Origin of the sequence: Mycobacterium kubicae (assembly GCF_015689175.1) — a bacterium.
Taxonomy (GTDB): Bacteria; Actinomycetota; Actinomycetes; order Mycobacteriales; family Mycobacteriaceae; genus Mycobacterium; species Mycobacterium kubicae.
This window is the reverse complement of record NZ_CP065047.1, coordinates 990,441-1,014,670: the sequence shown is the minus strand read 5'-3', so window position 1 is coordinate 1,014,670 and position 24,230 is coordinate 990,441. Positions and strand designations below refer to the sequence as shown.

Below are 24,230 nucleotides of genomic sequence, written 5' to 3'. Positions count from 1 at the left end.
TGCGGCAACTAACGTAGCGGGCTATGGGTGCTTTGGATGGACGCGTCGCACTGATCACCGGAGGGGCCCGCGGACAGGGACGCTCGCACGCGCTGGCGTTGGCCGCCGAAGGTGCCGACATCGCCGTGGCGGATGCGCCGGGCCCGATGAAGGACCTGACCTATCCGCTGGGCACCGAGGACGACCTGCGACACACCGCCAAACTGGTCGAAGAGCTGGGACGGCGCTGCCTGTCGCTGACGGTCGATGTGCGCGACCCCGCGCAAGTGGACGCCGCGGTGCAGCAGACTCATCAGGAGTTAGGCAGCCTGGACGTCGTGGTGGCCAACGCGGGCATCGTCAGCACCGGGTTGCTCGAAGAAGTCAGCGACCACGTCTGGCAGCAGTTGATCGACACCAACCTCAGCGGCGCCTTCCACACGTTGCGCGCCGCCATCCCCGTGATGCGACAGCAACGGTTCGGCAGGATCGTGGTGACCTCCTCGATGGGTGGCCGGATGGGCATTCCCGAGCTTGCCGCCTACAACGCCACCAAGTGGGGGGTAATCGGGCTGGCCAAATCCGCGGCTCTGGAAGTCGCCAAAGAAGGCATCACGATCAATGTCGTCTGTCCGACTACGACACAGACGCCGATGGTGCAGCCGGCGGGTGGCGACGATATTCCCGACGACCTGGTACGCCGCATGATGAAGGCCAACCCGATTCCGCAGCCGTGGCTGCAGCCCGAAGACGTCAGCCGCGCAGTGGTGTACCTGGTCACCGATCCGGGTGTGATCACCGGAAGTGTGCTGGAGATCGGGTTGGGCGGGAGCGCCCGCATTCACTGACCCATCGCGGCGGGCGGTCTACCAGCGAGGTTGGCCGTCGGCGATTTCGGGTAGACCCCCGGCAGCCCTTGACTAGGGTGTCGGCTTCTGGTGGGGATGAAGTGATCGGCAATGGTCGGCTGGCTGGACAAGCTGCAGCGACGTAACCGCGCCCTGGGGCTGGTCATCGCGGTCATCTACAAGTACCTCGATGACCAGGGTGGCTATCTGGCCGCCCTGATCACCTACTACGCCTTCGTCTCGCTGTTTCCGCTGCTGCTGTTGCTGACCACCGGCCTTGGGGTGTTGCTGGCCGGTCACCCTGAGCTGCAAGCTCAGATACTGCAGAGCACGCTCAGCCAGTTCCCGGTCATCGGCAGCCAGCTGCATCAACCCGAGGGGCTCAGCGGCGGAACGACCGCTGTCATCGTCGGTGTCCTCGGCGCGCTCTACGGCGGGCTGGGCGTCGGCCAAGCGGTGCAGAACGCGATGAACTCGGTGTGGGACGTGCCGCGCAACAACCGTCCCGATCCGTTCCGGTCCCGCCGACGCAGCTTGATGCTGCTGTTGGTGCTGGGTTCGGCGGCCATCACGGCCACCGTCTTGTCCGGGATTGGTCACGCGACCGGATGGCTGGGCCCGTTCGGCAAGATCGGTGTCTCCCTGGTCGCGGTGGGAATCAACGCCTTCATCTGCCTGGTCGCCTTCCGTGTCACCACGACGCGGGAACTGACCTACCGACAGGTGTTGCCGGGAGCGCTTGCCGCGGCGTTCATCTGGCAGATCTTGCAATGGTTCGGCGCCGGTTACGTCGGGCATGTGGTGAAGTCGGCCAGTGCCACCAACAGCGTCTTCGCCCTGGTGCTGGGCATGTTGGCGTTCTTGTTCCTGGTGTCATCGACGCTGGTGCTGTGCGCCGAGATCAACGTTGTGCTGGTGGAGCGGCTGTACCCGCGGGCGTTGCTCACCCCCTTCACCGACGAAGCGGAATTGACAACGGCTGACCGCAAGACGTACACCAGGAAGGCCAAAGCTGAACGCGTCAAACGCTTTCAGCGAGTCAGCGTTAAGTTCAACGATCTCGATCGCGATAGCACCAACGTGCCCTGACGTAGTTGCGCCATGGAAGGAACTATGGACTTTCGTGCGTTCGTCGAGCCCCAACAAGGCGCTTCTTACGCCACCCAACTCGCCGTTGCCCAAGCCGCCGAGGAGCTTGGCTTCTCCGCCTTCTTCCGGTCCGACCACTACCTGGCGATGAGCGGTGACGGCCTGCCCGGACCGACCGATTCCTGGGTGACTCTGGGCGCGATCGCCCGCGAGACCTCGCGGATCAGGCTGGGCACGCTGGTGACGTCGGCGACGTTCCGTTACCCGGGGCCGCTGGCGATCGCCGTCGCACAAGTGGACGAAATGAGCGGCGGCAGAGTCGAATTCGGCCTGGGCAGCGGCTGGTTCGAGGCAGAGCACCAGGCGTACGGGATTCCGTTTCCCTCGGTGCGGGAGCGCTTCGACCGGCTCACTGAGCAGCTGGCGATCATCACCGGGCTGTGGACCACCAAGGCCGGCGACACGTTCGACTTCGCCGGCGAGCACTACACCGTGACCGACTCGCCGGCGCTGCCCAAGCCGACGCAAGGCCCACATCCGCCGATCGTCATCGGCGGCACGGGCGCCAAGCGCACCCCGGCGTTGGCGGCTCAGTACGCCACCGAATTCAACGTTCCCTTCGCGCCGATGGACGTCACCAAGACCCAGTTCGCGCGGGTGGCCGACGCGGTGGCCGCGGCGGGTCGAGCGGCCGATTCCATGGTCTACTCGAGCGCTTTCGTGCTTTGCGCCGGCCGCGATGACGCCGAGGTGGCGCGCCGCGCAGCGGCGATCGGCCGCGAGGTCGACGAGCTGCGGTCCAACAGCCCGCTGGTCGGCACCCCGGGTGAGATCGTCGACAAGCTGGGCCCGTGGGGCGAGTTGGGCGTGCAGCGCGTCTACGCCCAACTGCTGGACATCGACGATCTGGCGCACCTGGAACTGTTTGCCGGTGAGGTGATACCGCAGCTGGGGTTTGCCCAAGATCGCGGCAAGTGAGGCGTTGCGGCGCGTTAGCGTAAGCCATGACCAAAGCCGGGTTCTGGCTGAACATGGTGATTGCGACGGTAGGCATCGCCGCCTTCGCGGCACTGGCTTGCCTCTTCGGCTACAAATGGCTGGCACGTGATGAAACGAACCGCTCCTATTCCTGCGGGACCGGCACGCGCGGCGGAACGTGTTTCGAGGGCGAGACCATCAACATGGTTCTCACGTTCGTCTTCGCCACTCTGGCGGTGACGGGAATCGTGCTGTGCGTGCGGGCCGCTCGTTCGTACCGGTCGTCAGACCCATTGGACAGTTCGAGGCACCACGCCGTGGTGGTGCGCCTGCAACAGCTGGAGGCCCTGCGCGCCGCGGGCGTCATCTCGCCGGCCGAATACGCGCGCCAACGCGAACAGGTCGTCGACACCGACGGCCGTTTCTGACCTTGGTGGCAGGTACAGGACTCGAACCTGCGGGGCTTTCGCGATGGATTTTACAGTTCACACTTCTCGGCGCTTCGGCAACGCATGCTGCGCTGGTGAACCCCCGCGGCATGGCCGGAGGCTCGACTTCTTGGGAAGGCTGGAGTCGTGTCAGGGGAGCACGTCGAGGCGTTAGCCCCCGAGCCGCGAGAGCCGGATGGTCGCCGATTTCAGCGATCAGCAGGCTACTCGGTGTCGGCACGCCGAAATCGTCCGCACATTGGTCGGGCAGGCTCAGATCGACAGTGGCTGGCGACCGGGTACTCCGACTGAAAGCCGCTGACCTCAAGAGACTCGAATGCGACTTTGAATCACGATGGGCCAACGCGGTTGGAGACAGAATCGCCTTCTTCGCGGCCGAACTGGACCGGCCACATCAAAAGTCTGTCGGTTCATCGCCGACCTACCAGACTACCGTGCGGCCCAGAGGGTCTGCGGTGAGTGCCCAGGCGATCGGCGCCAAGCTCGCCGAACTTGGGGATGCGATCGCCCCCTCGACATACATTCCGCGTCCCCCGAAGGTTGTGACCCGCCGCAGCGTCGCGGGGTGTTAGTGATGCCCGCCACGATAGCCTCCGTGGCGACCGCCGTAATAGCCCTCGCCGAACAGCCCACCCAAAAAGCCTCTCGGTCGGGGACTTTCGACGTACCCCGGCTGAGCTGGGTACGGCTGAGGCGCATACCCCGCCGGCGGTGCCTGTTGGGCGGTATAAAACTTGGCCTCGGCCTCCGAGAGTTGCTCCAGTTCGCCCCGGTCAAGGAAAACGCCGCCACAGCCGGTGCACTGATCGATCGTCACCCCAAAGCGCTGCACCGGCAACATCTGCGACACGCACCGTGGACACAGCAGCGTCGCCTCTTTAATCTCCGATGATTCGCGCTTGTCTTGCACGGGGCCTCCTAAGCAGCAAGGGCAACCACTCACTGCAAGGTTAACAAACAATGGATGGATGCGCATATACGAATGCATCGCAGGGTGCACGGACTAATCTCCGGCGCTCAGCAGGGACGCATGCGCGGGCCCGGGCAACCGCAACCGTTGGGCACTGCTTCGTGACGAATGTCTGCGTTCGCAAGGGAGTTGCAACCCAGAGAGGTCCTGACTTATGCCGCCAGCTCAGAAATCCACTCGCGTCGTCCGCTGGCCGAAGCGGTGATCCGCTCAACTACCGAACCTCATGTCACCGTCCCGTGATCAAGCTGGACCGTTACGGGCACTTGATTCCCGACGACCTCGATGCCATTGCTGCTGCCTTCCGATACTGCTGCGGACGGCAACGGCTTCCAGAACAGCTATTGCGGCCGGAAAATGTGGTCTGGCCTGGTGGTGGCAGGTACAGGATTCGAACCTGTGAAGCTTTCGCGACGGATTTACAGTCCGCTCCCATTGGCCGCTCGGGCAACCTGCCGCCTAGCAGGGTACAACGACCGGGTAGACAGTTCACAAACGGCTATCACCGATGAGGAAGGACGGATCGAATGGCGGACTCATCGTTCGACATCGTCAGCAAAATCGACCGGCAGGAAGTCGACAATGCGCTCAACCAAGCCGCCAAGGAGCTGTCCACCCGGTTCGACTTCCGCGGCACCGACACCACGATCGCCTGGAAGGGCGAGGAGGCCATCGAGCTGACGTCGTCCACCGAGGAGCGCGTCAAGGCCGCCGTCGACGTGTTCAAGGAGAAGTTGATCCGGCGCGACATCTCGATGAAGGCCTTCGACGCCGGGGAGCCGCAGGCCTCCGGCAAGTCCTACAAGGTCAACGGCACCCTCAAGCAAGGCATCAACAGCGAGAACGCCAAGAAGATCACCAAGCTGATCCGCGACGAGGGACCCAAGACGGTGAAAACCCAGATCCAGGGCGACGAGATTCGCGTCACCAGCAAGAAGCGCGACGACCTGCAGGCGGTCCAAGCGTTGCTCAAAGGCGCCGACCTCGACGTCGCCGTGCAGTTCGTGAACTACCGCTGAGCAGCAACTAGCGTGCGGTTCGTGCAGTAGACTGGACTGCACGATGACTCCGACGAACGCCCTGGTCGCCGAGCTGGCCGCCGCGCACGAGCGCATCCGGGACAGCGCGCGTGCCGTCGGCGTGGCGCTGTCCTCGGTCAACGTCTACACCGAGCCCGCCGTCGCGCGCGCGGTGCAAGCCGAGCTCAACCTGTATGCCCGCATCGAAGCCGAGTTCGGGATGCTGACCAGTACCGAAGCCGGTACCCGCATGGGCTCCCGGTCCAGCGCGCCGCGCAACCTGGCCACCACCGCTCACCGCAACGGCGCCCTGATCGCCATCCGGCAGGGCAACTACCCGGCTTACCCGGGCTTCCAATTCGGCCCCGACGGCAAGCCCCTGGCCGTCATCGCGCGATTGCGCGAGCTTGCCGACACCAACGGCTGGTCCGAGGCGGGCCTGGTGCAGTGGTTGTGCTCGCCCACCACCTACTTCAACGGCGATCGGCCGGTAGCGCACCTCGTCACCGACCCAGACCGCGTTGTCGCGGTGGCAGCGGAGGCCATGGCCGTTTCGTGGTGAAACCGCCTCCGGTCCCGTTCGACCCCGCCACCGCGACCCTGCCGACGGGACACCTGCTCTACCGGGTACTCACCGCGACGCGCACCGCAACGGACTTCAATCCCGGCTTCGGCGCCCCCACCCGCTTCGGCTTCTTCGGCGATCCCATAGTCCCGATCATGTACGCCGCCGAAACCGAAGACGCCGCGATCGCCGAGACGTTGCTGCACGACATCCCGGTGGACGGCGGCGTCCTGCCCTATGACCAGTACGCCACCAAGGTGCTGGTGTGCCTGAAGGTGACCCGCAAGGTGCGCGTCGCGGTCTTGCACGGCACAGGATTGCGTCGTCTCAAGGTCACCGCCGCCGAACTCACCGCAAGCCCGGCGTCCAGCTATGCCGGCACCGTCCGCTGGGCGCAGGCCGCCCACGACGCGGGACTGGACGGTTTGGTCTGGATGTCGCGGATGTGCAACGACGCCAAGGCCTACGTCTTTTTCGGCGACCGCTGCGCGGATTCGTTCACCCAAGACCCCGACCACGCGCGCATCTTCGCTGGGCCGGCCGACCAGATCTGGCTGATCGACCGGTGTGCGCCCCTGCACGTCGACGTGCTGATGGAGCCTGCTTAATCTGGTCAACGTGACTTCCCAAGCGGCCGACTATGTCGACGTCATCATCGTCGGCGCCGGAATCTCCGGCCTCGGCGCGGCCTACCGGCTCACCGAGCGCAACCCGCACCTGAGCTACACCATCCTCGAGCGCCGCGCGCAGATCGGCGGCACCTGGGACCTGTTCCGCTACCCGGGAGTGCGCTCCGACAGCAGCATCTTCACGCTCAGCTTTCCCTTCGAGCCGTGGACCCGCGAAGAGGGCGTCGCCGACGGCGTCCACATCCGCGAGTACCTGACCAACACCGCCCGCAAATACGGCATCGACCGCCACATCCGGTTCAACACCCAGGTGCGCGCCGCGGATTGGGATTCCACCACCGACACCTGGACGGTCACCGTCGAACGGGACGGCGCCCTCGCGCATCACCGGGCCCGGTTCCTGTTCTTCGGCACCGGCTACTACAACTACGACGCCGGCTACACCCCGCAGATCCCCGGCATCGAGCGGTTCGGCGGCACCGTCATCCACCCGCAGCACTGGCCCGAAGACCTCGATTACACCGGCAAGACGATCGTGGTGATCGGCAGCGGCGCCACCGCGATCACCTTGGTTCCGTCGCTGGCGCAGCGGGCCGGGAAAGTCGTCATGCTGCAGCGCTCACCCACCTACATCGTCTCGGCGTCCAAGTACGGCAAGGTCGCGGCCGTGGCGCGAAAAGTCCTGCCGTGCAAGCCCGCTCACTTGGTTGTGCGGATGTACAGCGCGCTGACCGAGGCGGTGCTGTGGTTTTTCGCCCGCAAGACTCCCGGACTCATCAAGTGGATACTGCGGCGCAAGGCGATTCAGAGCCTGCCCGACGGCTACGACGTCGACACCCACTTCAAGCCCCATTACCAGCCGTGGGATCAGCGATTGTGCCTGATTCCCGACGCCGACCTGTTCCACGCGATCGCCGAGGGCCGCGCCGAGGTGGTCACCGACCACATCGACCATGTCGACGCCACCGGTATCGCGCTCAAGTCGGGCGCGCACCTCGACGCGGACATCATCGTCACCGCCACCGGCCTGCAACTGCAGGCCCTGGGCGGAACCGCGCTCAGCATCGACGGCGCTGCGGTCAATCACCGCGACCGCTTCGTGTACAAGGCGCACATGCTCGAGGATGTGCCCAACCTGTTCTGGTGTGTGGGATACACGAACGCCTCATGGACGCTGCGGGCCGACATGACCGCGCGGGCCACCGCAAAACTGTTGGCCTACATGGCTTCCCACGGCTACACCCGCGCCTGCCCACATCGCGGTGACGAGCCGATGGCCGAGAAGCCGTCCTGGGACATTCAAGCCGGCTACGTCCAGCGCTCGGTGCACGAGCTGCCCAAGTCCGGCACCAAGCGGCCGTGGAACGTTCGGCAGAACTACTTGGCCGACGCCATCGACTTCCGGTTCGACCGCATCGAGGAAGCGATGGTCTTCGGCCGCGCCGGTGACCGGGCCGCGTTGGCCGGCTAGTGTCGCCGCGTCAAACACCTACTAAACGACCCGCGACGGCCATAATCTAATGCTCATGGCAGCCGAGAAGCGCGAACCGAACGTCGTTGTCCTAGGTGGCGGTTCCTGGGGAACCACCGTGGCGTCCATCTGCGCCCGCCGGGGACCGACGCTGCAGTGGGTGCGCTCGGAAGACACCGCCAGGGACATCAACGAAAACCACCGCAACAGCCGCTACCTGGGCAACGACGTCGTCCTGAGCGAGACGCTGCGCGCCACCACCGACTTCACCGAGGCCGCCAACAGCGCCGACGTGGTGGTCATGGGTGTCCCGTCCCACGGCTTCCGGGGCGTGCTGACCGAGCTGAGCAGAGAACTGCGGCCCTGGGTGCCGGTGGTGTCCCTGGTCAAGGGGCTCGAGCAGGGCACCAACATGCGGATGTCGCAGATCATCGAGGAGATTCTGCCCGGCCATCCGGCAGGCATCCTGGCCGGTCCCAACATCGCCCGCGAGGTGGCCGAGGGCTATGCCGCCGCGGCGGTGCTGGCCATGCCCGACCAGCACCTGTCCACTCGGCTCGCCACGCTGTTTCGCACCCGACGCTTCCGCGTCTACACCACCGACGACGTGTGCGGCGTGGAGATGGCCGGTGCGCTGAAGAATGTCTTCGCGATCGCGGTGGGGATGGGCTACTCGCTGGGCATCGGCGAGAACACCCGCGCGCTGGTGATCGCTCGCGCATTGCGCGAGATGACGAAGCTGGGTGTGGCCGTGGGCGGCAAGAGCGAAACCTTCCCCGGCCTGGCCGGCCTGGGTGACCTGATCGTGACGTGTACCAGCCAGCGCAGCCGCAACCGCCACGTCGGTGAACAACTCGGTGCCGGCAAACCCATCGACGAGATCATCGCCTCGATGAACCAAGTCGCCGAAGGTGTGAAGGCGGCCAGCGTCATCATGGAATTCGCCAACGAATTCGGGTTGAACATGCCGATCGCCCGCGAAGTCGATGCGGTCATCAATCACGGCTCCACCGTCGAGCAGGCATACAGCGGCCTGATCGCGGAAACCCCAGGACACGAGGTACACGGATCGGGTTTCTAGTCTCCAAGTCTCGCGCCGAATTCGATAGCACATTGAACATTTGTCTTCGCTATGCACCTGGCGCGTCAGGTTGCCCCGCGGTGGCCGCGCAAATACCGTCATACGCAGTCGTCAGGCGTGTGCGCCCGTAACGTCGGGGTTCGGGGGTTAGCGGATTCGCTTGTCCATCAGTCGGTTACGACAAAGTCACAATGTGTGAACGGGGCGGGATATCGGATTGTCCCCCGCTGAGACCCAACGAGGGAGCCTCCGATGCAACGGTTGCAGCAAGTCGATTCGGCCTCACGCAGTGAGCGATTGCAAGAGATCGTTCGTCATGACCTGCCGGCCTCACTGGTGGTTTTCCTGGTCGCACTGCCCCTTTCGCTGGGCATCGCCATCGCCTCGGACGCGCCGGTGCTGGCCGGCTTGATCGCCGCCATCGTCGGCGGCATCGTCGCCGGCGCCGTCGGCGGATCACCGTTGCAGGTCAGCGGTCCCGCGGCCGGCCTGACCGTCGTCGTCGCCGAGTTGATCGCCCAATTCGGTTGGGGATTGACGTGTTTCATCACCGCGGTGGCAGGCGTGATGCAGGTCCTGCTCGGGCTCAGTCGCGTGGCGCGGGCAGCGCTGGCCATTTCGCCGGTGGTGGTGCACGCGATGCTGGCCGGCATCGGCATCACCATCGCACTACAACAAACGCACGTGTTGCTCGGCGGGCAGTCGAACAGCTCAGCCTGGGACAACGTCGTCGAGTTGCCCGCTCAGGTCGTTGACGCGCACCGGCCGGGCGTACTGCTGGGCCTGCTGGTCATCGCGATCATGGTCGCGTGGCGTTGGGTCCCGCCCAAGGTGGCCGCCGTCCCCGGCCCATTGGTCGCCATCGTGGTGGTGACGGGTCTGTCGGTCGTGTTGCCCTTCCACGTTTCCCGGATCAAGCTCGAGGGCTCGGTCATCGACGCGTTGCAGCTGCCGACGCTGCCGCACGGCAACTGGGGCGCGGTCGTCGTCGGGATCATCACCGTCACCCTCATCACCAGCGTGCAGAGCCTGCTGACCGCGGTGGCGACCGACCGGATGCACAACGGCCCGCGCACCGACCTCGACCGCGAGCTGATCGGCCAGGGTGCGGCCAACATCGTGTCCGGGGGCATCGGCGGTCTGCCCATCGCCGGGGTCATCGTGCGCAGCTCGGCCAACATCAAAGCGGGCGCCAAGACCAGCGCATCGACGATCCTGCACGGCTTCTGGGTGCTGCTGTTCGCCCTGCCTTTCGCCGGCTTGATAGAACAGATTCCCAGCGCTGCGCTGGCCGGTCTGCTCATCGTGATCGGGATCCAGCTGTTACAACCGGCCCACATCGAAACCGCGGTCAAGACAGGAGATTTCGCCATCTACCTGGTGACGATCGTCGCCGTCGTGTTCCTCAATCTGCTGCACGGGGTGATGATCGGACTGGCCCTGGCCATCGCGATGACCGGATGGCGAGTGGTGCGGGCCAAGGTGGAGGCACACTCGATCGGGGAAGAGTGGCGCGTAGTGATCGAAGGCGCCTGCACGTTCCTGTCGCTGCCCCGGCTGACGCGAGTGCTGACCTCCATCCCGGAGCGCACGACGGTGACCCTGCACATCGCGGTTAGTTACCTCGATCATGCTGCGCACCAGGCGATTACCGACTGGCAGCAGCAGCACCACGCCAACGGCGGGAAGGTCACGGTCGACGGCGTGCTCGAGCGAGGGCACTCATCGCGCCGGCACCTGCTGGAGCTGGTCGAGCCCACCAGCCCCGAGGCCGCAGCCTAAACCCTGCGCCGTCTGGCCCAACGGTGGCGTCGGGCGGCTAGCCGAATTACCCAGCGCCACTTAGCGTCAACCACATGGTGACGAAACACCAAGCGTGGTGACCGAACTGCCCCACTGGGCCCGTCGGTTGCGGTTGGCGCCCCACCCGGAGGGCGGCTGGTTTCGCGAAACGTGGCGCAGCGAACTAGTCCTCAACCCATCGGCACTGCCGAGCCGATATGCCGGCGCGCGCAGTGCCGGCACCGCAATTCTGTTCCTGTTGCTGCCCGGCCAGCAGTGCGCCTGGCACAGCGTGTGCAGCGCGGAGTTGTGGTTCTTCCACTGCGGCAGTCCACTGTTCATCGACATGGGGCCGCATCAATCCGCGTCCACGACGCATCTGATCGGCGCCGACCTCGACGACGGGCAACTGCCGCAACTGCTGGTTCCGCCCGGTTACTGGCAACGCGCGCGAAGCTGCGGCGATGAGCCGACGCTCGTCAGTTGCGTCGTGGTACCTGGGTTCGACTTCGCCGATTTCGCCATGGCGCCGCCGTAACGGGTTAGCCCCGCGCCATTTGCTCCAGCCGGCGGATCCGGTCCTCGATCGGGGGATGCGTGGAAAACAGCGACCCGATCCGCTCACCGGCGCGAAAAGGGTTGGCAATCATCAGGTGCGCCTGGCTGGCCAGCTGCGGCTCGGGCGGCAACGGGGCCAACTGCACACCACCGGAGATCTTGCGCAGCGCCGACGCCAGCGCCAGCGGGTCACCGGTCAGCACGGCACCGGACTCGTCGGCCTGGTACTCCCGCGACCGCGACACCGCCAACTTCACCACCGTCGCGGCGATCGGGCCTAAGAGCGAAACCAGCAGCATCGCAAAGGGGTTGACGCCTTCCTCGCGGTTGCCACCGAACGCACCGAAGAACATCGCCATATTGGCCAGTGCGGTGATCACCGAAGCCAATGCGCCTGCCACACAAGAAATCAGGATGTCGCGGTTGTACACGTGCGACAGCTCGTGTCCCAGCACCGCGCGCAGCTCGCGCTCGTTGAGGATCTGCAGGATCCCCGTCGTGCAGCACACCGCGGCATTGCGCGGGTTGCGCCCGGTGGCAAACGCGTTGGGCGCGCTGGTGTCGCTGATGTACAGGCGCGGCATCGGCTGGTGCGCCGAGGTCGCCAGCTCGCGCACAATCCGGTACATCGCCGGTGCCTGCACTTCGGAGACCGGCACGGCGTGCATCGCCCGCAGCGCCAGTTTGTCGCTGTTGTAGTACGTGTAGACGTTGATCCCGACCGCGAACAGCGTCGCCAACAGCAGCGCAGTCCTACCGAACAGCGCGCCGACGAACACGATCATCGCGGACATGCCGACCAGCAACAGGAAGGTCTTGAGCCTGTTGGCATGCGGATGCCAGGTCATCAGGGTGCGTCCTCCTACGAGCGCGTGGGCTTGTCTTCAGCCCATTCAACGCAGGAAAGCACCGCCGCGGTTCCCGCGGTCAACCGTGCCGGCTGACGGTGTAGTCGACCAGCGCCGCCAGCGCCCTACGGCCGGGCACGTCGGGCAACAACGCCAGCTCGTGGCGCGCTTGGGCCGCGTATTGAGCCAGTACCTCTTTGGCCTTGTCCATTCCGGGTGACACCCGCAACAGCGCCAGCGCCTCCGCGACTTGCGCGTCGTCATGCACGGGCCCGGCCAGCAGGGTGCGCAGCCGCTCCCCGTCGGGACCGCTTTCGCGCAGCGCATACAGCATCGGCAAGGTGCGCACGCCTTCGCGGATATCGGTGCCGGGCAGCTTGCCCGATTCCTCGGACTCACTGCCGATGTCGATGATGTCGTCGGCGATCTGGAAGGCGGTCCCGACGATGCCGCCCAACCGAGCCAGCCGCTCGATCTGCTCGTCGTCGGCGCCGGAGAACATGCCACCGAATCGACCGGCCGCGCCGATCAGACAACCCGTCTTCTCGTCGACCACTTTCAGGTACTGCTCGATGAGGTCCGCGCCCTCGGGCGCACCGCGGGTCTCGCGCATCTGACCGGTGACCAGCTGAGCGAAGGTGTCGGCGACGATGCGCACCGCGTCGGGCCCCAGCCGCGACACCAGCCGCGACGCCGTGGCCAGCAGGTAGTCGCCGGCCAGGATCGCCACGTTGTTACCCCAGCGCGCATTGGCGCTGGGCGCACCGCGGCGCACCTGCGCCTCGTCCATCACGTCGTCGTGGTAGAGCGTCGCCAGGTGGATGAGCTCGACCACCGCCCCCGCGGTGGTCACCTCGTCGGCGTCCGGGTGGGGTCCGGTCTGGGCGGCCAGCACGGTGAACAGCGGCCGGAACCGCTTGCCCCCGGCCAGGAAAAGGTGCAGCAGCGACTCGGTCATCACCTCGTCGGCACCGCGCAACTCGGCGTCCATCAGCTGCTCGATGCGGGTCACGCCGTGGCGCACAGTGGCAGCAAATTCCGCGTCACCGAAGTCAACGCCCGCCACCACCGTCGCAGGAGTGCTCATTCGACCAACATACTGGTCAACGTGGACACCAGAGCGGACGTGGTAGTCGTTGGCGGCGGACCGGCCGGGTCGGCGGCGGCCGCCTGGGCCGCCCGTGCCGGCCGCGACGTGCTGGTCATCGACTCCGCCAGCTTCCCCCGGGACAAAGCCTGCGGCGACGGGCTCACACCGCGCGCCGTCGCGGAAATGGAGCAGTTGGGGCTGGGCGAGTGGCTGGCCGGGCGCATCCGGCATCAAGGCTTGCGCATGAGCGGCTTCGGCGGCGAGGTGCAGGTGGAGTGGCCGGGCCCGTCATTCCCCGCCTACAGCAGCGCCGTGGCCCGCCTCGAACTCGACGACCGGATCCGTAAAGTCGCCGAGGACGCCGGTGCCCGGATGTTGCTTGGGGTGAAAGTGGTCGGCGTGCATCATGATTCGTCCAGGCGGGTCACCGCGGTGACGTTGGCCGACCGCAGCGAGGTGGCCTGCCGCCAGCTGATCGTGGCCGACGGCGCGCGCTCCACGCTGGGCCGCAAGCTGGGCCGGCGGTGGCATCAGGAGACGGTGTACGGCGTCGCCGCGCGCGGGTATCTGGCCACCGCACGCGGGGACGACCCGTGGCTGACCTCACACCTGGAGTTGCGTGGACCCGACGGCTCCAAGGACAAAGTGCTGCCGGGCTACGGCTGGATCTTCCCGCTGGGCAACGGCGAGGTGAACATCGGCGTCGGCGCGCTGTCGACCACCAAACGTCCGGCCGACCTGGCGTTGCGGCCGCTGATCTCCTACTACACCGACCTGCGCCGGGAGGAGTGGGGCTTTGCCGGCCAACCCCGCGCGGTGTCGTCGGCGTTGCTGCCGATGGGCGGCGCGGTTTCGGGTGTGGCCGGGCCGAATTGGATGCTGATCGGGGACGCCGCGGCGTGCGTCAACCCGCTCAACGGTGAAGGCATCGACTACGGACTGGAAACCGGACGGCTGGCCGCCGAACTGCTCGACCACGGTGATTTCTCGCGGGTGTGGCCGGCGCTGCTGGCCGACCATTACGGCCGCGGCTTTTCCGTCGCGCGCCGCCTGGCGTTGTTGCTCACCTTCCAGCGGTTCCTGCCCACTACCGGACCGGTGGCGATGCGGTCGACCCGGCTGATGAACATCGCCGTGCGCGTGATGGCCAATCTGGTCACCGACGACGACGCCGACTGGGTGGCGCGCGCCTGGCGCGGCGGGGGCCGGATGTCGCGGCTGATCGATCGCCGACCGCCGTTCAGCTAGCCCGCGGGTGCGACGGCGACCGATTTGGTGTCCAGGTAGCCGTCTAATCCTTCGGGCCCCAGTTCGCGGCCGTAGCCGCTACCTTTGACACCGCCGAACGGCGCGAACGGGTCCATCGTGTATCCCTGATTGACCCCGAACGTGCCACTGCGCACGCGCCGGGCGATGCCTAGTGCCCGTTCGGTGTCGCCGGTCCAGACCGCCCCTGCCAGCCCGTAGTCGGAGTCGTTCGCCATTGCCACCGCCTCGTTCTCGTCGTCATAGGGAATGACGGTGACGACCGGCCCGAAAATCTCTTCCCGCGCAATGCGCATCGCGTTGTCGGCATGGGCGAACAGGGTGGGTCGCACGTACCAGCCGGATTCCAGGCCGTCGGGCATGTCGGCACCGCCGATGACCAGTTGCGCGCCTTCGTCCTGCCCGATCCGGATGTAGTCGCGAACGCGGCGCTGCTGACGCTGGGAAACCAGCGGCCCGAGCTGCGTTTGCGGATCGCTCGGATCACCCACCCGCAGGCGCGTCATCTCGGCGGCGAGAGCATCGACGTACTCGTCATGGCGTCGCTGCGGCACCAGGACTCGAGTCAGCGCATTGCAGATCTGGCCGCTGTTGGACAGGCTGGCCGATCGCACCCCCGCCGCGACCCGCTGCGGCTCGGCGTCGTCGAGGACGATGGCCGCCGATTTGCCGCCCAGTTCGAGGCTCACCCGCGTCAGATTGGTCGCGCACGCCGCCGCCACGGCCCGGCCCGCCGCAGTGGATCCGGTAAATGAAACCTTGTCCACGCCTGGGTGTTTGACCAACAGCTCACCGACTGCGCCGTCTCCGGGCAGCACGCTCACCACGCCGGTCGGCAGGTCGAGCCGTTCGATCAGCTCAGTCAATAGCAGTGCGTCCAGGGTTGATTCCGGCGCCGGCTTGATCACCACGGTGCAACCGGCCAGCAGCGCGGGCACGAGTTTGCCGATGGTCAGGAACTGCGGCATGTTCCACGGCACGACGGCGGCGACCACGCCCACCGGCTCCTTGTGCACCTGCACTTCGGCGCCGAAGAATCCCCGCCGGGTCTCCTGCCACGGATGCCGCTCGGCCAGGTCGCAGAACGCCCGCATCAGCATCGCCGGCAGCCCGACCTGCGCCCGGTGGGCGAACGTGATCGGAGCCCCGATCTCTGCCGTGATGGTTTCGGCCATCTTCGCTCGGCATTCGTCGTAGCTGTCAGCAAGTCGGCGCACCGTCGCGATGCGCTCGGACGGCTCCACACCCGACCAGGAATCGAAGGCCGCGCGTGCGGCCGTGACGGCCGCGTCGATGTCGTCTGGCGTCGCGGCAGTCACCTCGGCGATGGGCTGCTCGGTGTGCGGGGAGATGACTTCGAAGCTCCCTGGTTGTCGGCCCATCGGCTACCTCCCACTCATTAGTATCAACTACTTGCGATTACTGGGTCGAGCATATACGGTCGCCCACTAGGGAGTCCTGGAGACAGCGAAACCGGGGGCCAGGTGCCAGTGCCGAGCCGGCATCGCGCAGATGGGTGTCTGACCGCCGGGTCCGCGACAGACCGGCACGGACAGGAGCGGTAATGGCGCGATTTCCCAAGCCTGCGGAAGGTAGCTGGACGCAGCACTATCCCCAACTGGGCACCGGACCGGTGTCCTATGAGGACTCGATCAACCCCGAGATCCACGAACTGGAACGCGACGCCATCTTCAAACGGGCCTGGCTCAATGTCGGTCGCGCAGAACAACTTCCCCGCAAAGGAAGCTACTTCACCAAAGAACTCAAGGTCGTCAACACCTCAATCATCCTGGTGCGCACCGCAACCGGGGAGATCAAGGCGTATCACAACGTTTGCCGGCATCGCGGCAACAAGCTGGTATGGAACGACATGCCGCTGGAGGAGACCAGCGGCATGTGCCGCCAGTTCACCTGCAAGTACCACGCCTGGCGGTACGACCTGGACGGCAACCTGACTTTCGTGCAACAGGAAGACGAGTTCTTCGATCTCGACAAGAGCCGCTACGGTTTGGTGCCGGTGCACTGTGAGGTCTGGGAAGGCTTCATTTTCGTCAACTTCGCGAAGACACCCGAGCAGTCGTTGCGGGAGTTCCTGGGCCCGATGGTGACGGCACTCGAGGGTTATCCGTTCGCAAAGATGACCTCTCGGTGGCGGTACCGGTCCGAGGTGAAAGCGAACTGGAAGCTGTACATGGACGCGTTCCAGGAGTTCTATCACGCGCCGGTGCTGCACGCGAACCAGTCACCGACGGCGTACTCCAAGGCGGCTGCCGAAGCGGGCTTCGAGGCGCCGCACTACCGCCTGGAGGGCCCGCACCGACTGGTCAGCACGTCGGGGGTGCGGGCGTGGGAGATGGCGGCGGAGATGCGCAAGCCCATCGAAGACATCTGTCAGAGCGGACTTTTCGGGCCATGGCAGAAGCCGGACCTGGGTGAGATGCCGGCCGGACTGAACCCGGCGAAGTGTGATCCGTGGGGCCTGGACTCGTTCCAACTGTTCCCCAACTTCGTCATCCTGTTCTGGGGCCAGGGCTGGTATTTGACCTACCACTACTGGCCGACGTCATTCAACAGCCACATCTTCGAGGGCACGCTGTACTTCCCGGAGCCACGCACCCCGCGCGAGCGCGTCGCTCAGGAACTGGCCGCCGTGTCGTTCAAGGAATACGGGCTGCAGGACGCCAACACGCTGGAGGCGACCCAGAGCATGATCGAGTCGCGGGTCATCGACGAGTTCGTCCTCAACGACCAGGAGATCTTGTTGCGCCACCTGCACAGCGAGACCGCGGCGTGGATCGAGGAGTATCGCCGCATGACCGCAGCGGGAGTGTGAACGCGATGTCTGCCGTGCTGCCAACCGAATTCGCCGACCTCGAGCCGTTCGCCCACTGGTGCCTGCCCACTGAACCGCAGCGTTACGCCAAACGGCTGGCGAGCTCGATGACGGAGATGAAGGCGTTCTACGACGCGATCACCCCGCGGGCCGAGGAGGCCCTCGCCTACTGCGACAAATTCTCCCTCGACGACCTACCTGAGGACGTCCTGAATCTGATGCACCTGCTCTACTCGATGATCATGGTGTCGTTTCCGGTGGAGTGCTGGAAACAGCCCCGCGTGCCGGACTCCGGTGCGTCCACCCTGGACTGTGTGTCCGAGCCCTTCCCGTGACCGCAGCAACGGTCCTACGGGCGGCCCGCTGGGCCGACGTCGACACCGGCCAGGTGCACCAGCCGGCGGTGGTGGTGGTGGACGAAGGGCGGATCGTTGCGGTGAATCCGCAAGAGCCGCTGCCTGATTCGGCTCAGGTCATCGACCTCGGGGACGTCACGTTGTTGCCCGGACTGATGGACATGGAACTCAACCTGTTCATCGGTGGCCCCGGTGGACCCGAGGGCCTACCGGCACCTATGCACGGCGTTCAAGACGACCCCGCGTACCGCACGCTTCGCGCCGCGGTCAACGCCCGCACCACGCTGGACGCCGGCTTCACCACCGTGCGCAATCTAGGGCTCATGGTCAAAACCGGCGGCTACCTCCTCGACGTCGCCTTGCAGCGCGCCATCGAGCAGGGCTGGCATCACGGCCCCCGCATCTACCCCGCCGGCCACGCCGTCACTCCGTACGGCGGGCACCTGGACCCGACGGTGTTTCAGCGGCTCGCGCCGGGCATCATGCCGCTCTCGATCGCCGAGGGCATCGCCAACGGGGTACCGGACGTGATCGCCTGTGTCCGGTATCAGATTCGCCACGGCGCCAAGCTCATCAAGGTCTCGGCATCAGGTGGCGTCATGTCCCACAGCACCGCTCCCGGTGCCCAGCAGTACTCCGATGCCGAGTTCGCGGCGATCGCCGACGAGGCCCACCGCGCCGGGGTGCGGGTGGCCGCACACGCCGTCGGCGACTCTGCCATCCGGGCATGTATTCGCGCGGGCATCGACTGCATCGAACACGGCTTCCTGGCCTCTGACGACACGATCCAGATGATGGTCGACCACGGCACCTTCCTCGTCTCGACCACCTACCTCACCGAAGCGATGGCAATCGACCGGATCGCACCGGAATTGCGCAAGAAAGCGCTGGAGGTCTTCCCCCGGGCAAAGGACATGTTGCCCAAGGCCATTGCGGCCGGCGTGCGAATCGCCTGTGGCACCGACGCACCGGCCATCCCGCATGGGCAGAACGCCAAAGAACTCCGGGCGCTGGTGGCGCGTGGCATGAGCCCCATGCAAGCGATCCGGGCAGCCACTGTGGTGGCCGCCGAACTGATCGAAGCCGACCACGAGCTCGGCCGACTGGCTCCCGGCTACCTCGCCGACATCATCGCGGTACCCGGCGATCCGTCCCGTGACATCGACACCACACTTGACGTGTCGTTCGTCATGAAGGATGGGCAGGTCTACCGGACGCCGAGTCAGACAGGAAGCTAGCGATGGAACTCTCCGAGAATCTGCTGTGGCTGCTCAAGCAGGCGTTCTATTTTTCCCTGACCACCGTCAACGAGGCAATCAGTGCCCACGGGGTCAGTACGGCCCAGATCGGTGTGCTGCGCCAACTTTCCAACGAACCCGGACTCTCCGGCGCCGAACTGGCCCGACGCCTGTTGATCAGCCCGCAAGGAGTGCAGCTGGCGCTTACCGCACTCGAACGCCAAGGCCTGGTCGAGCGCAAGCAAGACCCGCAACACAAACGCATCCTGCAGGCCTATCTGACCGACGAGGGGCGCAACGTCGTGGCGACGGTGGTCGCCGATGCGGTCGCGGCCCACGAGGAGGTTTTCGGGGTGCTGACCGCCGAGGAGCAGGAAACCCTGCGCGAGCTGCTGGCCCGAGTGGTCGAAAAAGGCACCGGCCATCAGCTTTTCAAGGATTACGTCGAGAACTGAATGCCTGTGGCGAGCCCATGTATCTAGTACTTGATATTAATCGCAAGTAGTTGATACTGTAGGCGGTGATGCATGACTCCTCGCGCACCGCTGCCCACGACGTTGTCACCGAGGAGGTGGCCATCGAGCTGGATCGTCGTTGCACCACGGTGTCCTACTGCGCGGGCGACACCCTGCTGCAGACCGCCCGGATGGCCGGGTTGCAGCCCCCGTCGTCCTGTGAAACAGGTTCGTGCGGAACATGTATGGCTCGACTGACGGAAGGCAGTGCGCGGATGATCAACAACGACGCGCTGGAGGACGACGAGTTGGCCGAAGGATGGGTGCTGACCTGCCAGGCGCTGCCGACCAGTCGCACGGTGCGGGTGGTCTACGAATGAGCACGGTGGCTGCCCGGGTGGCTGTCGTGACCGGCGGCGCCTCGGGCATCGGCGAGGCGACGTGTCACGAGTTGGGCCGGCTTGGCCACCAGGTGGCGGTGCTGGACGTCAATGAACAAGCGGCGCAACGGGTCGCCGAGGATCTGCGAGCACAAGGCGTCCCTTCGATCGGTGTCGGGACGGATGTCACCGACCGAGCCGGTGTGGAGCAGGCCTTCGCCAAGGTGCGCAGCGAACTGGGTCCGACGCTGGTGCTGGTGACCAGCGCCGGCATGTTCGGCTTCGCCCCGTTCATCGAGATCACCGTCGAATCCTGGGCCAAGATCATCGACGTCAACCTGACCGGCACCTTCCACTGTTGCCAAGTCGCGTTGCCGGACATGATCACCGCGAAATGGGGACGCATTGTGATGATTTCGTCCTCCAGCGCACAACGCGGCTCACCGTTCGCCGCCCACTATGCGGCCTCCAAAGGCGCGGTCATCACCCTCACCAAGTCGTTGGCCCGCGAGTACGCCACCGCGGGCATCACCGTCAACAACATTCCCCCCTCCGGCATCGAGACCCCGATGCAGCACCAGGCGCAGGCGGCCGGATACCTGAGGTCCAACGACGAGATCGCCAGCAACATCCCGATAGGCCACCTGGGCACCGGGGCCGACATCGCCGCAGCGGCCGGGTTTCTGTGCTCGGATCAAGCGGCTTTCATCACCGGCCAGGTGCTCGGCGTCAACGGCGGAGCGGTGATGTGAGAGGAGCAGATTCACCATGACACGATCGGGTCGACCGCCAGAGGGGTCCTGGACCGAGCACTATCCCCAATTGGGCACCGGCCCAGTTTCGTTCAAAGACTCCACCTCACCGGAGTTCTTCGAACTAGAACGCGAGGCGGTGTTCAAGCGGGCGTGGCTCAACGTGGCACGCGTGGAGGAGATGCCCCGCGTGGGCAGCTATGTGACCAAGGAGATCGAAGTCGCGCGGACCTCGGTCCTGCTGGTCAAAGGCCGGGACGAGCAGATCCGCGCCTTCTACAACGTCTGCCGTCACCGAGGAAACAAGCTGGTATGGAACGACTTTCCCGACCAGGAAACTCGAGGCACATGTCGGCAGTTCACCTGCAAATACCACGGCTGGCGTTACGGCCTCGACGGCGCGCTCAACTATGTGCAACAGGAATCGGAATTCTTCGACCTGGATCCAGCCTCTTATGGGCTCAAACCGGTGCACTGCGACGTATGGAATGGCTTCGTATTCATCAACTTCGATCCGCAGCCGCGCCAGAGCCTGCGTGACTTCCTGGGCCCGATGATCACCGGCCTGGACGGCTACCCGTTCGACAAGCTGACCGAACGCTACGGCTGGGTGGCTCACAACAACAGCAATTGGAAGATCTTCGCCGACGCCTTTCAGGAGTACTACCACGTTCCGGCGCTGCACCCCCAGCAGGTGCCTCCCGAGGTGCGTGAGCCCAACGCCGGATTCACCTGTGGACATTTCCAATTGGACGGCCCGCACCGGTTGGTCTCGACCGCAGGGCGACGTCGCTGGCTACTGCCTGCGGAGTTCATGTATCCCATCGAGCGCGCCACCCAGAGCGGGCTGGTCGGCCCATGGCGCACCCCAGACATCGGCGAACTGCCCGCGGGGCTCAATCCCGGCGGCATCGAGCCCTGGGGCATCAGCAACTTCCAGATCTTCCCCAACACCGAGATCTTGATCTACGGCGGCTGGTATCTGCTGTACCGGTACTGGCCGACCTCCTACAACACCCACCGTTTCGAGGCGTACACCTATTTCCACCCGGCGCGCACCGTGCGAGAGCGCATCGAACACGAAGTCGCCGCGGTGGTACTCAAGGAATTCGCGCTCCAGGACGCCGGCATGCTGGGCGGCACCCAGGCCGCTTTGGAATACGGCATCGTCGAAGACTTTCCGCTCAACGACCAGGAAATCCTGGTGCGCCATCTGCACCACGTCATCGTCGACTGGGTGCAGGCCTACCAGCGCGATCACGCCCCGGCGCCGGTGGGTGTGTGACATGGCAGAGCCATTGCTGCCCAGCGCTTTTGGGGAACTGGAGAGCTACGCGCAAGTCTGGTGCTTGGCCACCGAGACCGAGCGCTGGAACAGACGTCTGGCCAGCACCATGCCTGAGATGCACGAGTTCCACGATGCATTCTTCCCGCGCCTGGAAGAGGCCATCGAGTATTGCGACAAGTTCCCGCTCGACGACCTGCCCGAGGATGCGACCAACCTGCTGCACCTGATCTATTCGCTGATCATGGTCGCCATGGCGGTCGAGATCATGCATCAGCCCACCCCCACCGACTCCGCCGACGCGGTCATGATCCGTACCGTCGAACCGGCGCCGTGAGCGCGCACCTCCTGGTCTGAGGAAGGACAATCATGGGTCTGTTGACCATCACCAAGCTCAGCGAGTCCGTCGGCGCGGAAGTCAGCGGATTGGACCCGGCGCACCTGGTCGGCGGGGATACCGTCGGCAAAGCCATTCTGGATGCGTTGGAAGACAACGGTGTTCTGGTCTTCCGGGGCCTGCACCTGGACCCGGAAGCCCAGGTGGCCTTCTGCCGCCACCTTGGGGAGATCGACCACTCCTCCGACGGGCATCACCCGGTGGCCGGCATCTATCCGATCACGCTGGACAAGTCGAAGAATTCCTCTGCGGACTATCTGAAAGCAACCTTCGACTGGCATATCGACGGGTGCACCCCGACCGGGAACGAAGTCCCGCAGAAGGCCACGGCCCTGTCGGCCGTGCAGGTCGCCGAATCGGGCGGTGAAACGGAATTCGCGAACTCCTACGCCGCCTACGACGACCTGTCCGACGAGGAGAAGCAACGATTCGCCACGTTGCGCGTGGTGCACTCCCTGGAAGCGTCGCAGCGGCGGGTCACCCCTGACCCCACCCCGGAAGTGCTGGCCCGCTGGCGCTCTCGTCGCACGCACGAACATCCGCTGGTGTGGACCCACGCCACCGGCCGCAAATCCCTGGTGCTCGGCGCTTCGGCCGACTACGTCGTCGGCATGGACCTCGCGGCGGGCCGCGCCTTGCTCGACGACCTGCTGCAACGCGCCACCGTGCCCGACAAGGTGTACAGCCATTCCTGGTCGGTCGGTGACATGGTCATCTGGGACAACCGCGGCGTCCTGCACCGCGCGGCCCCATACGACCCGAACTCCGCCCGAGAGATGCTGCGCACCACCGTGCTCGGCGACGAGCCGATCAAGTAAACACCCCAGGACAGGAAAGGCTCAATGACCAAGTCGCTGTTGTTCGTCGAGAGCAAGCCGGAATCACCCGACGTTGCCGACGAGTACCACCATTGGCATGACGACGTTCACGTGCCGGAGATGTTGACGGTCGATGGTTTCGTGTCGGCACGCCGCTGGGCAACCGACGGCGACTCGTTCATCACGCTCTACGAGATCGACACCGACGTCGACACGGCGCGGACCAACTTGCGTGCGGCGTTTGCCGACGGTCGTATGTCCAAACCTGTTGCCGTGCAGACGCAGCCGCCTCCGGTGATGCGTTATCTGGCCCTGATCGCGGAGTCGGGAGCAGGCGCCTAGCGAGCTCCGGGGTGAGGCATATATCAACCTCATTGGCATGCAATCAGTGAGCTTGATATACCTGACTACATGACTGAGTCACCGGATTTCGAATCGGCCTACCGCGGCGAGTCCGCCGAGCTGGGCGAGGGCGTGCGGCCGCCGTGGAGCATCGGTGAGCCCCAGCCGGAGCTGGCCGCGTTGATCGAGCAGGGCAAGATTCGCGGGGTGGTCCTGGACGCGGGATGCGGGGAAGCGGCCCTGTCGCTCGCACTGGCCGAGCGGGGTCACATCACGGTCGGGCTCGACTCCTCCCCCACTGCCATCGAGTTGGCCCGCCAGGAGGCACAGCGGCGAGGCTTGACCGACGCCACCTTCGAGGTCGCCGACATCAGCGACTTCGAAGGCTACGACGGAATGTTCGACACCATCGTGGACAGCACCCTGTTCCACTCGATGCCGGTCGAACTGCGCGAGGGGTACCTGCGGTCGATCTCGCGCGCGGCCAACACGGCCGCGTCCTACTTCGTGCTGGTCTTCGACAAAGCCGCGGTCCCGGAAGGCCCGATCAATGCGGTCACCGAGGAGGAACTGCGCGAAGTGGTCTCGAAGTACTGGGTAGTCGATGAGATCCGGCCCGCGCGCCTCTATGCCAGGGGCTCGAAGGAGTTCTTCGCGGAAATGGGCATGACCGACGTGCGCGAGGAGCGCGACGGCCTGGTCTCGATGGGCGGTTGGCTGTTATCCGCCCACCTCGACTCAGGTGTATAGTC

General features: G+C 65.4%; 26 protein-coding genes, 1 tRNA gene and 1 pseudogene. 23 read left to right on the top strand and 5 right to left on the bottom strand.

Translation table 11 applies throughout. The features are described 5' to 3' along the window. Positions 1-23: 23 nt before the first annotated feature. From I2456_RS04785 to I2456_RS04770, 4 genes are all read left to right on the top strand, one after another. The gene (locus I2456_RS04785; protein WP_068022104.1) at positions 24-827 is read left to right on the top strand and encodes a mycofactocin-coupled SDR family oxidoreductase; all 804 of its coding nucleotides are present in this window, start codon (positions 24-26) and stop codon (positions 825-827) included. A gap of 111 nt (positions 828-938) precedes the next feature. Continuing rightward, positions 939-1,916, top strand: coding sequence for a YihY/virulence factor BrkB family protein (locus I2456_RS04780; RefSeq protein ID WP_085072860.1), 978 nt, complete (start codon positions 939-941; stop codon positions 1,914-1,916). Between the two features lie 24 nt (positions 1,917-1,940). Beyond that, the gene (locus tag I2456_RS04775) at positions 1,941-2,894 is read left to right on the top strand and encodes an LLM class F420-dependent oxidoreductase (protein WP_139823004.1); all 954 of its coding nucleotides are present in this window, start codon (positions 1,941-1,943) and stop codon (positions 2,892-2,894) included. A 26-nt stretch (positions 2,895-2,920) separates the two neighbouring features. After that, complete coding sequence (locus I2456_RS04770; protein WP_085072858.1) at positions 2,921-3,322, top strand: SHOCT domain-containing protein; 402 nt, start codon at positions 2,921-2,923, stop codon at positions 3,320-3,322. Between the two features lie 589 nt (positions 3,323-3,911). Here I2456_RS04770 and I2456_RS04765 read toward each other — a convergent pair. Together I2456_RS04765 and I2456_RS04760 are read right to left on the bottom strand one after the other, a co-directional pair. After that, positions 3,912-4,253, bottom strand: coding sequence for a TFIIB-type zinc ribbon-containing protein (locus tag I2456_RS04765; RefSeq protein WP_139823003.1), 342 nt, complete (start codon positions 4,251-4,253; stop codon positions 3,912-3,914). Positions 4,254-4,686: 433 nt separating this feature from the next. Continuing rightward, a tRNA-Tyr gene (locus I2456_RS04760) sits at positions 4,687-4,770 on the bottom strand. A 70-nt stretch (positions 4,771-4,840) separates the two neighbouring features. On the opposite strand from I2456_RS04760, the gene I2456_RS04755 reads away from it, so the two are divergent. From I2456_RS04755 to I2456_RS04725, 7 genes are all read left to right on the top strand, one after another. Beyond that, complete coding sequence (locus I2456_RS04755; protein WP_068163760.1) at positions 4,841-5,332, top strand: YajQ family cyclic di-GMP-binding protein; 492 nt, start codon at positions 4,841-4,843, stop codon at positions 5,330-5,332. Positions 5,333-5,375: 43 nt separating this feature from the next. Next, on the top strand, positions 5,376-5,894 hold the full coding sequence (locus I2456_RS04750; protein ID WP_163703781.1) for a hypothetical protein: 519 nt from the start codon (positions 5,376-5,378) through the stop codon (positions 5,892-5,894). Next, positions 5,888-6,505 carry an RES family NAD+ phosphorylase gene (locus I2456_RS04745; protein ID WP_163703782.1) on the top strand — a complete coding sequence of 206 codons (618 nt, stop codon included), beginning with the start codon at positions 5,888-5,890 and terminating at the stop codon, positions 6,503-6,505. Before I2456_RS04750 ends, I2456_RS04745 begins: the two co-directional genes overlap by 7 nt. A gap of 10 nt (positions 6,506-6,515) precedes the next feature. Further along, entirely contained in the window at positions 6,516-7,997 is a 1,482-nt protein-coding gene (locus I2456_RS04740; RefSeq protein ID WP_371869907.1) for a flavin-containing monooxygenase, read from the top strand. 55 nt (positions 7,998-8,052) lie between these two features. After that, positions 8,053-9,078, top strand: coding sequence for an NAD(P)H-dependent glycerol-3-phosphate dehydrogenase (locus I2456_RS04735; protein ID WP_068022850.1), 1,026 nt, complete (start codon positions 8,053-8,055; stop codon positions 9,076-9,078). Positions 9,079-9,330: 252 nt separating this feature from the next. After that, positions 9,331-10,860, top strand: a complete 1,530-nt coding sequence (locus tag I2456_RS04730) for a SulP family inorganic anion transporter (RefSeq protein WP_085072855.1) — start codon at positions 9,331-9,333, stop codon at positions 10,858-10,860. A gap of 97 nt (positions 10,861-10,957) precedes the next feature. Then, the gene (locus tag I2456_RS04725) at positions 10,958-11,398 is read left to right on the top strand and encodes a cupin domain-containing protein (RefSeq protein WP_085072886.1); all 441 of its coding nucleotides are present in this window, start codon (positions 10,958-10,960) and stop codon (positions 11,396-11,398) included. A gap of 4 nt (positions 11,399-11,402) precedes the next feature. Here the strand turns inward: I2456_RS04725 and htpX are convergent, their stop codons facing one another. Both htpX and grcC1 read right to left on the bottom strand, forming a co-directional pair. Then, complete coding sequence (gene htpX, locus I2456_RS04720; RefSeq protein ID WP_085072854.1) at positions 11,403-12,266, bottom strand: zinc metalloprotease HtpX; 864 nt, start codon at positions 12,264-12,266, stop codon at positions 11,403-11,405. Between the two features lie 79 nt (positions 12,267-12,345). Then, positions 12,346-13,353, bottom strand: coding sequence for a nonaprenyl/(2E,6E)-farnesyl/geranylgeranyl diphosphat synthase (gene grcC1, locus I2456_RS04715; RefSeq protein WP_085072853.1), 1,008 nt, complete (start codon positions 13,351-13,353; stop codon positions 12,346-12,348). On the opposite strand from grcC1, the gene menJ reads away from it, so the two are divergent. Continuing rightward, complete coding sequence (gene menJ / locus I2456_RS04710) at positions 13,282-14,604, top strand: menaquinone reductase (RefSeq protein WP_139823001.1); 1,323 nt, start codon at positions 13,282-13,284, stop codon at positions 14,602-14,604. The genes grcC1 and menJ overlap by 72 nt on opposite strands. Here the strand turns inward: menJ and I2456_RS04705 are convergent. Further along, positions 14,601-16,004, bottom strand: coding sequence for an aldehyde dehydrogenase (locus I2456_RS04705; protein WP_085072852.1), 1,404 nt, complete (start codon positions 16,002-16,004; stop codon positions 14,601-14,603). The genes menJ and I2456_RS04705 overlap by 4 nt on opposite strands. A 182-nt stretch (positions 16,005-16,186) precedes the next feature. Here I2456_RS04705 and I2456_RS04700 point away from each other — a divergent pair, with 182 nt between their 5' ends. The 11 genes and pseudogenes from I2456_RS04700 (at position 16,187) to I2456_RS04650 (ending at position 24,228) form a co-directional block, all read left to right on the top strand. Next, on the top strand, positions 16,187-17,455 hold the full coding sequence (locus I2456_RS04700; RefSeq protein ID WP_068163781.1) for an aromatic ring-hydroxylating oxygenase subunit alpha: 1,269 nt from the start codon (positions 16,187-16,189) through the stop codon (positions 17,453-17,455). Then, on the top strand, positions 17,452-17,790 hold the full coding sequence (locus tag I2456_RS04695; protein WP_174814167.1) for a hypothetical protein: 339 nt from the start codon (positions 17,452-17,454) through the stop codon (positions 17,788-17,790). The genes I2456_RS04700 and I2456_RS04695 overlap by 4 nt, the downstream gene beginning before the upstream one ends. Continuing rightward, on the top strand, positions 17,787-19,049 hold the full coding sequence (locus I2456_RS04690; protein WP_085072851.1) for a metal-dependent hydrolase family protein: 1,263 nt from the start codon (positions 17,787-17,789) through the stop codon (positions 19,047-19,049). Before I2456_RS04695 ends, I2456_RS04690 begins: the two co-directional genes overlap by 4 nt. Before the next feature lie 2 nt (positions 19,050-19,051). Beyond that, positions 19,052-19,504 carry a MarR family winged helix-turn-helix transcriptional regulator gene (locus tag I2456_RS04685; protein WP_068022160.1) on the top strand — a complete coding sequence of 151 codons (453 nt, stop codon included), beginning with the start codon at positions 19,052-19,054 and terminating at the stop codon, positions 19,502-19,504. A gap of 104 nt (positions 19,505-19,608) precedes the next feature. Continuing rightward, positions 19,609-19,884, top strand: a pseudogene (locus I2456_RS04680) (2Fe-2S iron-sulfur cluster-binding protein); the annotation flags it as partial. Continuing rightward, on the top strand, positions 19,881-20,636 hold the full coding sequence (locus I2456_RS04675; protein ID WP_068157205.1) for an SDR family NAD(P)-dependent oxidoreductase: 756 nt from the start codon (positions 19,881-19,883) through the stop codon (positions 20,634-20,636). The pseudogene I2456_RS04680 and the gene I2456_RS04675, both read left to right, overlap by 4 nt. 16 nt (positions 20,637-20,652) lie before the next feature. Beyond that, complete coding sequence (locus I2456_RS04670; protein WP_085072850.1) at positions 20,653-21,921, top strand: aromatic ring-hydroxylating oxygenase subunit alpha; 1,269 nt, start codon at positions 20,653-20,655, stop codon at positions 21,919-21,921. A gap of 1 nt (position 21,922) precedes the next feature. After that, on the top strand, positions 21,923-22,258 hold the full coding sequence (locus I2456_RS04665) for a hypothetical protein (RefSeq protein ID WP_085072849.1): 336 nt from the start codon (positions 21,923-21,925) through the stop codon (positions 22,256-22,258). 32 nt (positions 22,259-22,290) lie between these two features. After that, entirely contained in the window at positions 22,291-23,136 is an 846-nt protein-coding gene (locus tag I2456_RS04660; protein ID WP_068157200.1) for a TauD/TfdA dioxygenase family protein, read from the top strand. A 24-nt stretch (positions 23,137-23,160) separates the two neighbouring features. Then, on the top strand, positions 23,161-23,478 hold the full coding sequence (locus I2456_RS04655) for a hypothetical protein (protein WP_085072848.1): 318 nt from the start codon (positions 23,161-23,163) through the stop codon (positions 23,476-23,478). 69 nt (positions 23,479-23,547) lie between these two features. Further along, a complete protein-coding gene (locus tag I2456_RS04650) occupies positions 23,548-24,228 on the top strand; it encodes a class I SAM-dependent methyltransferase (RefSeq protein ID WP_068022178.1) in 681 nt (226 codons plus the stop codon). Positions 24,229-24,230: the final 2 nt, after the last annotated feature.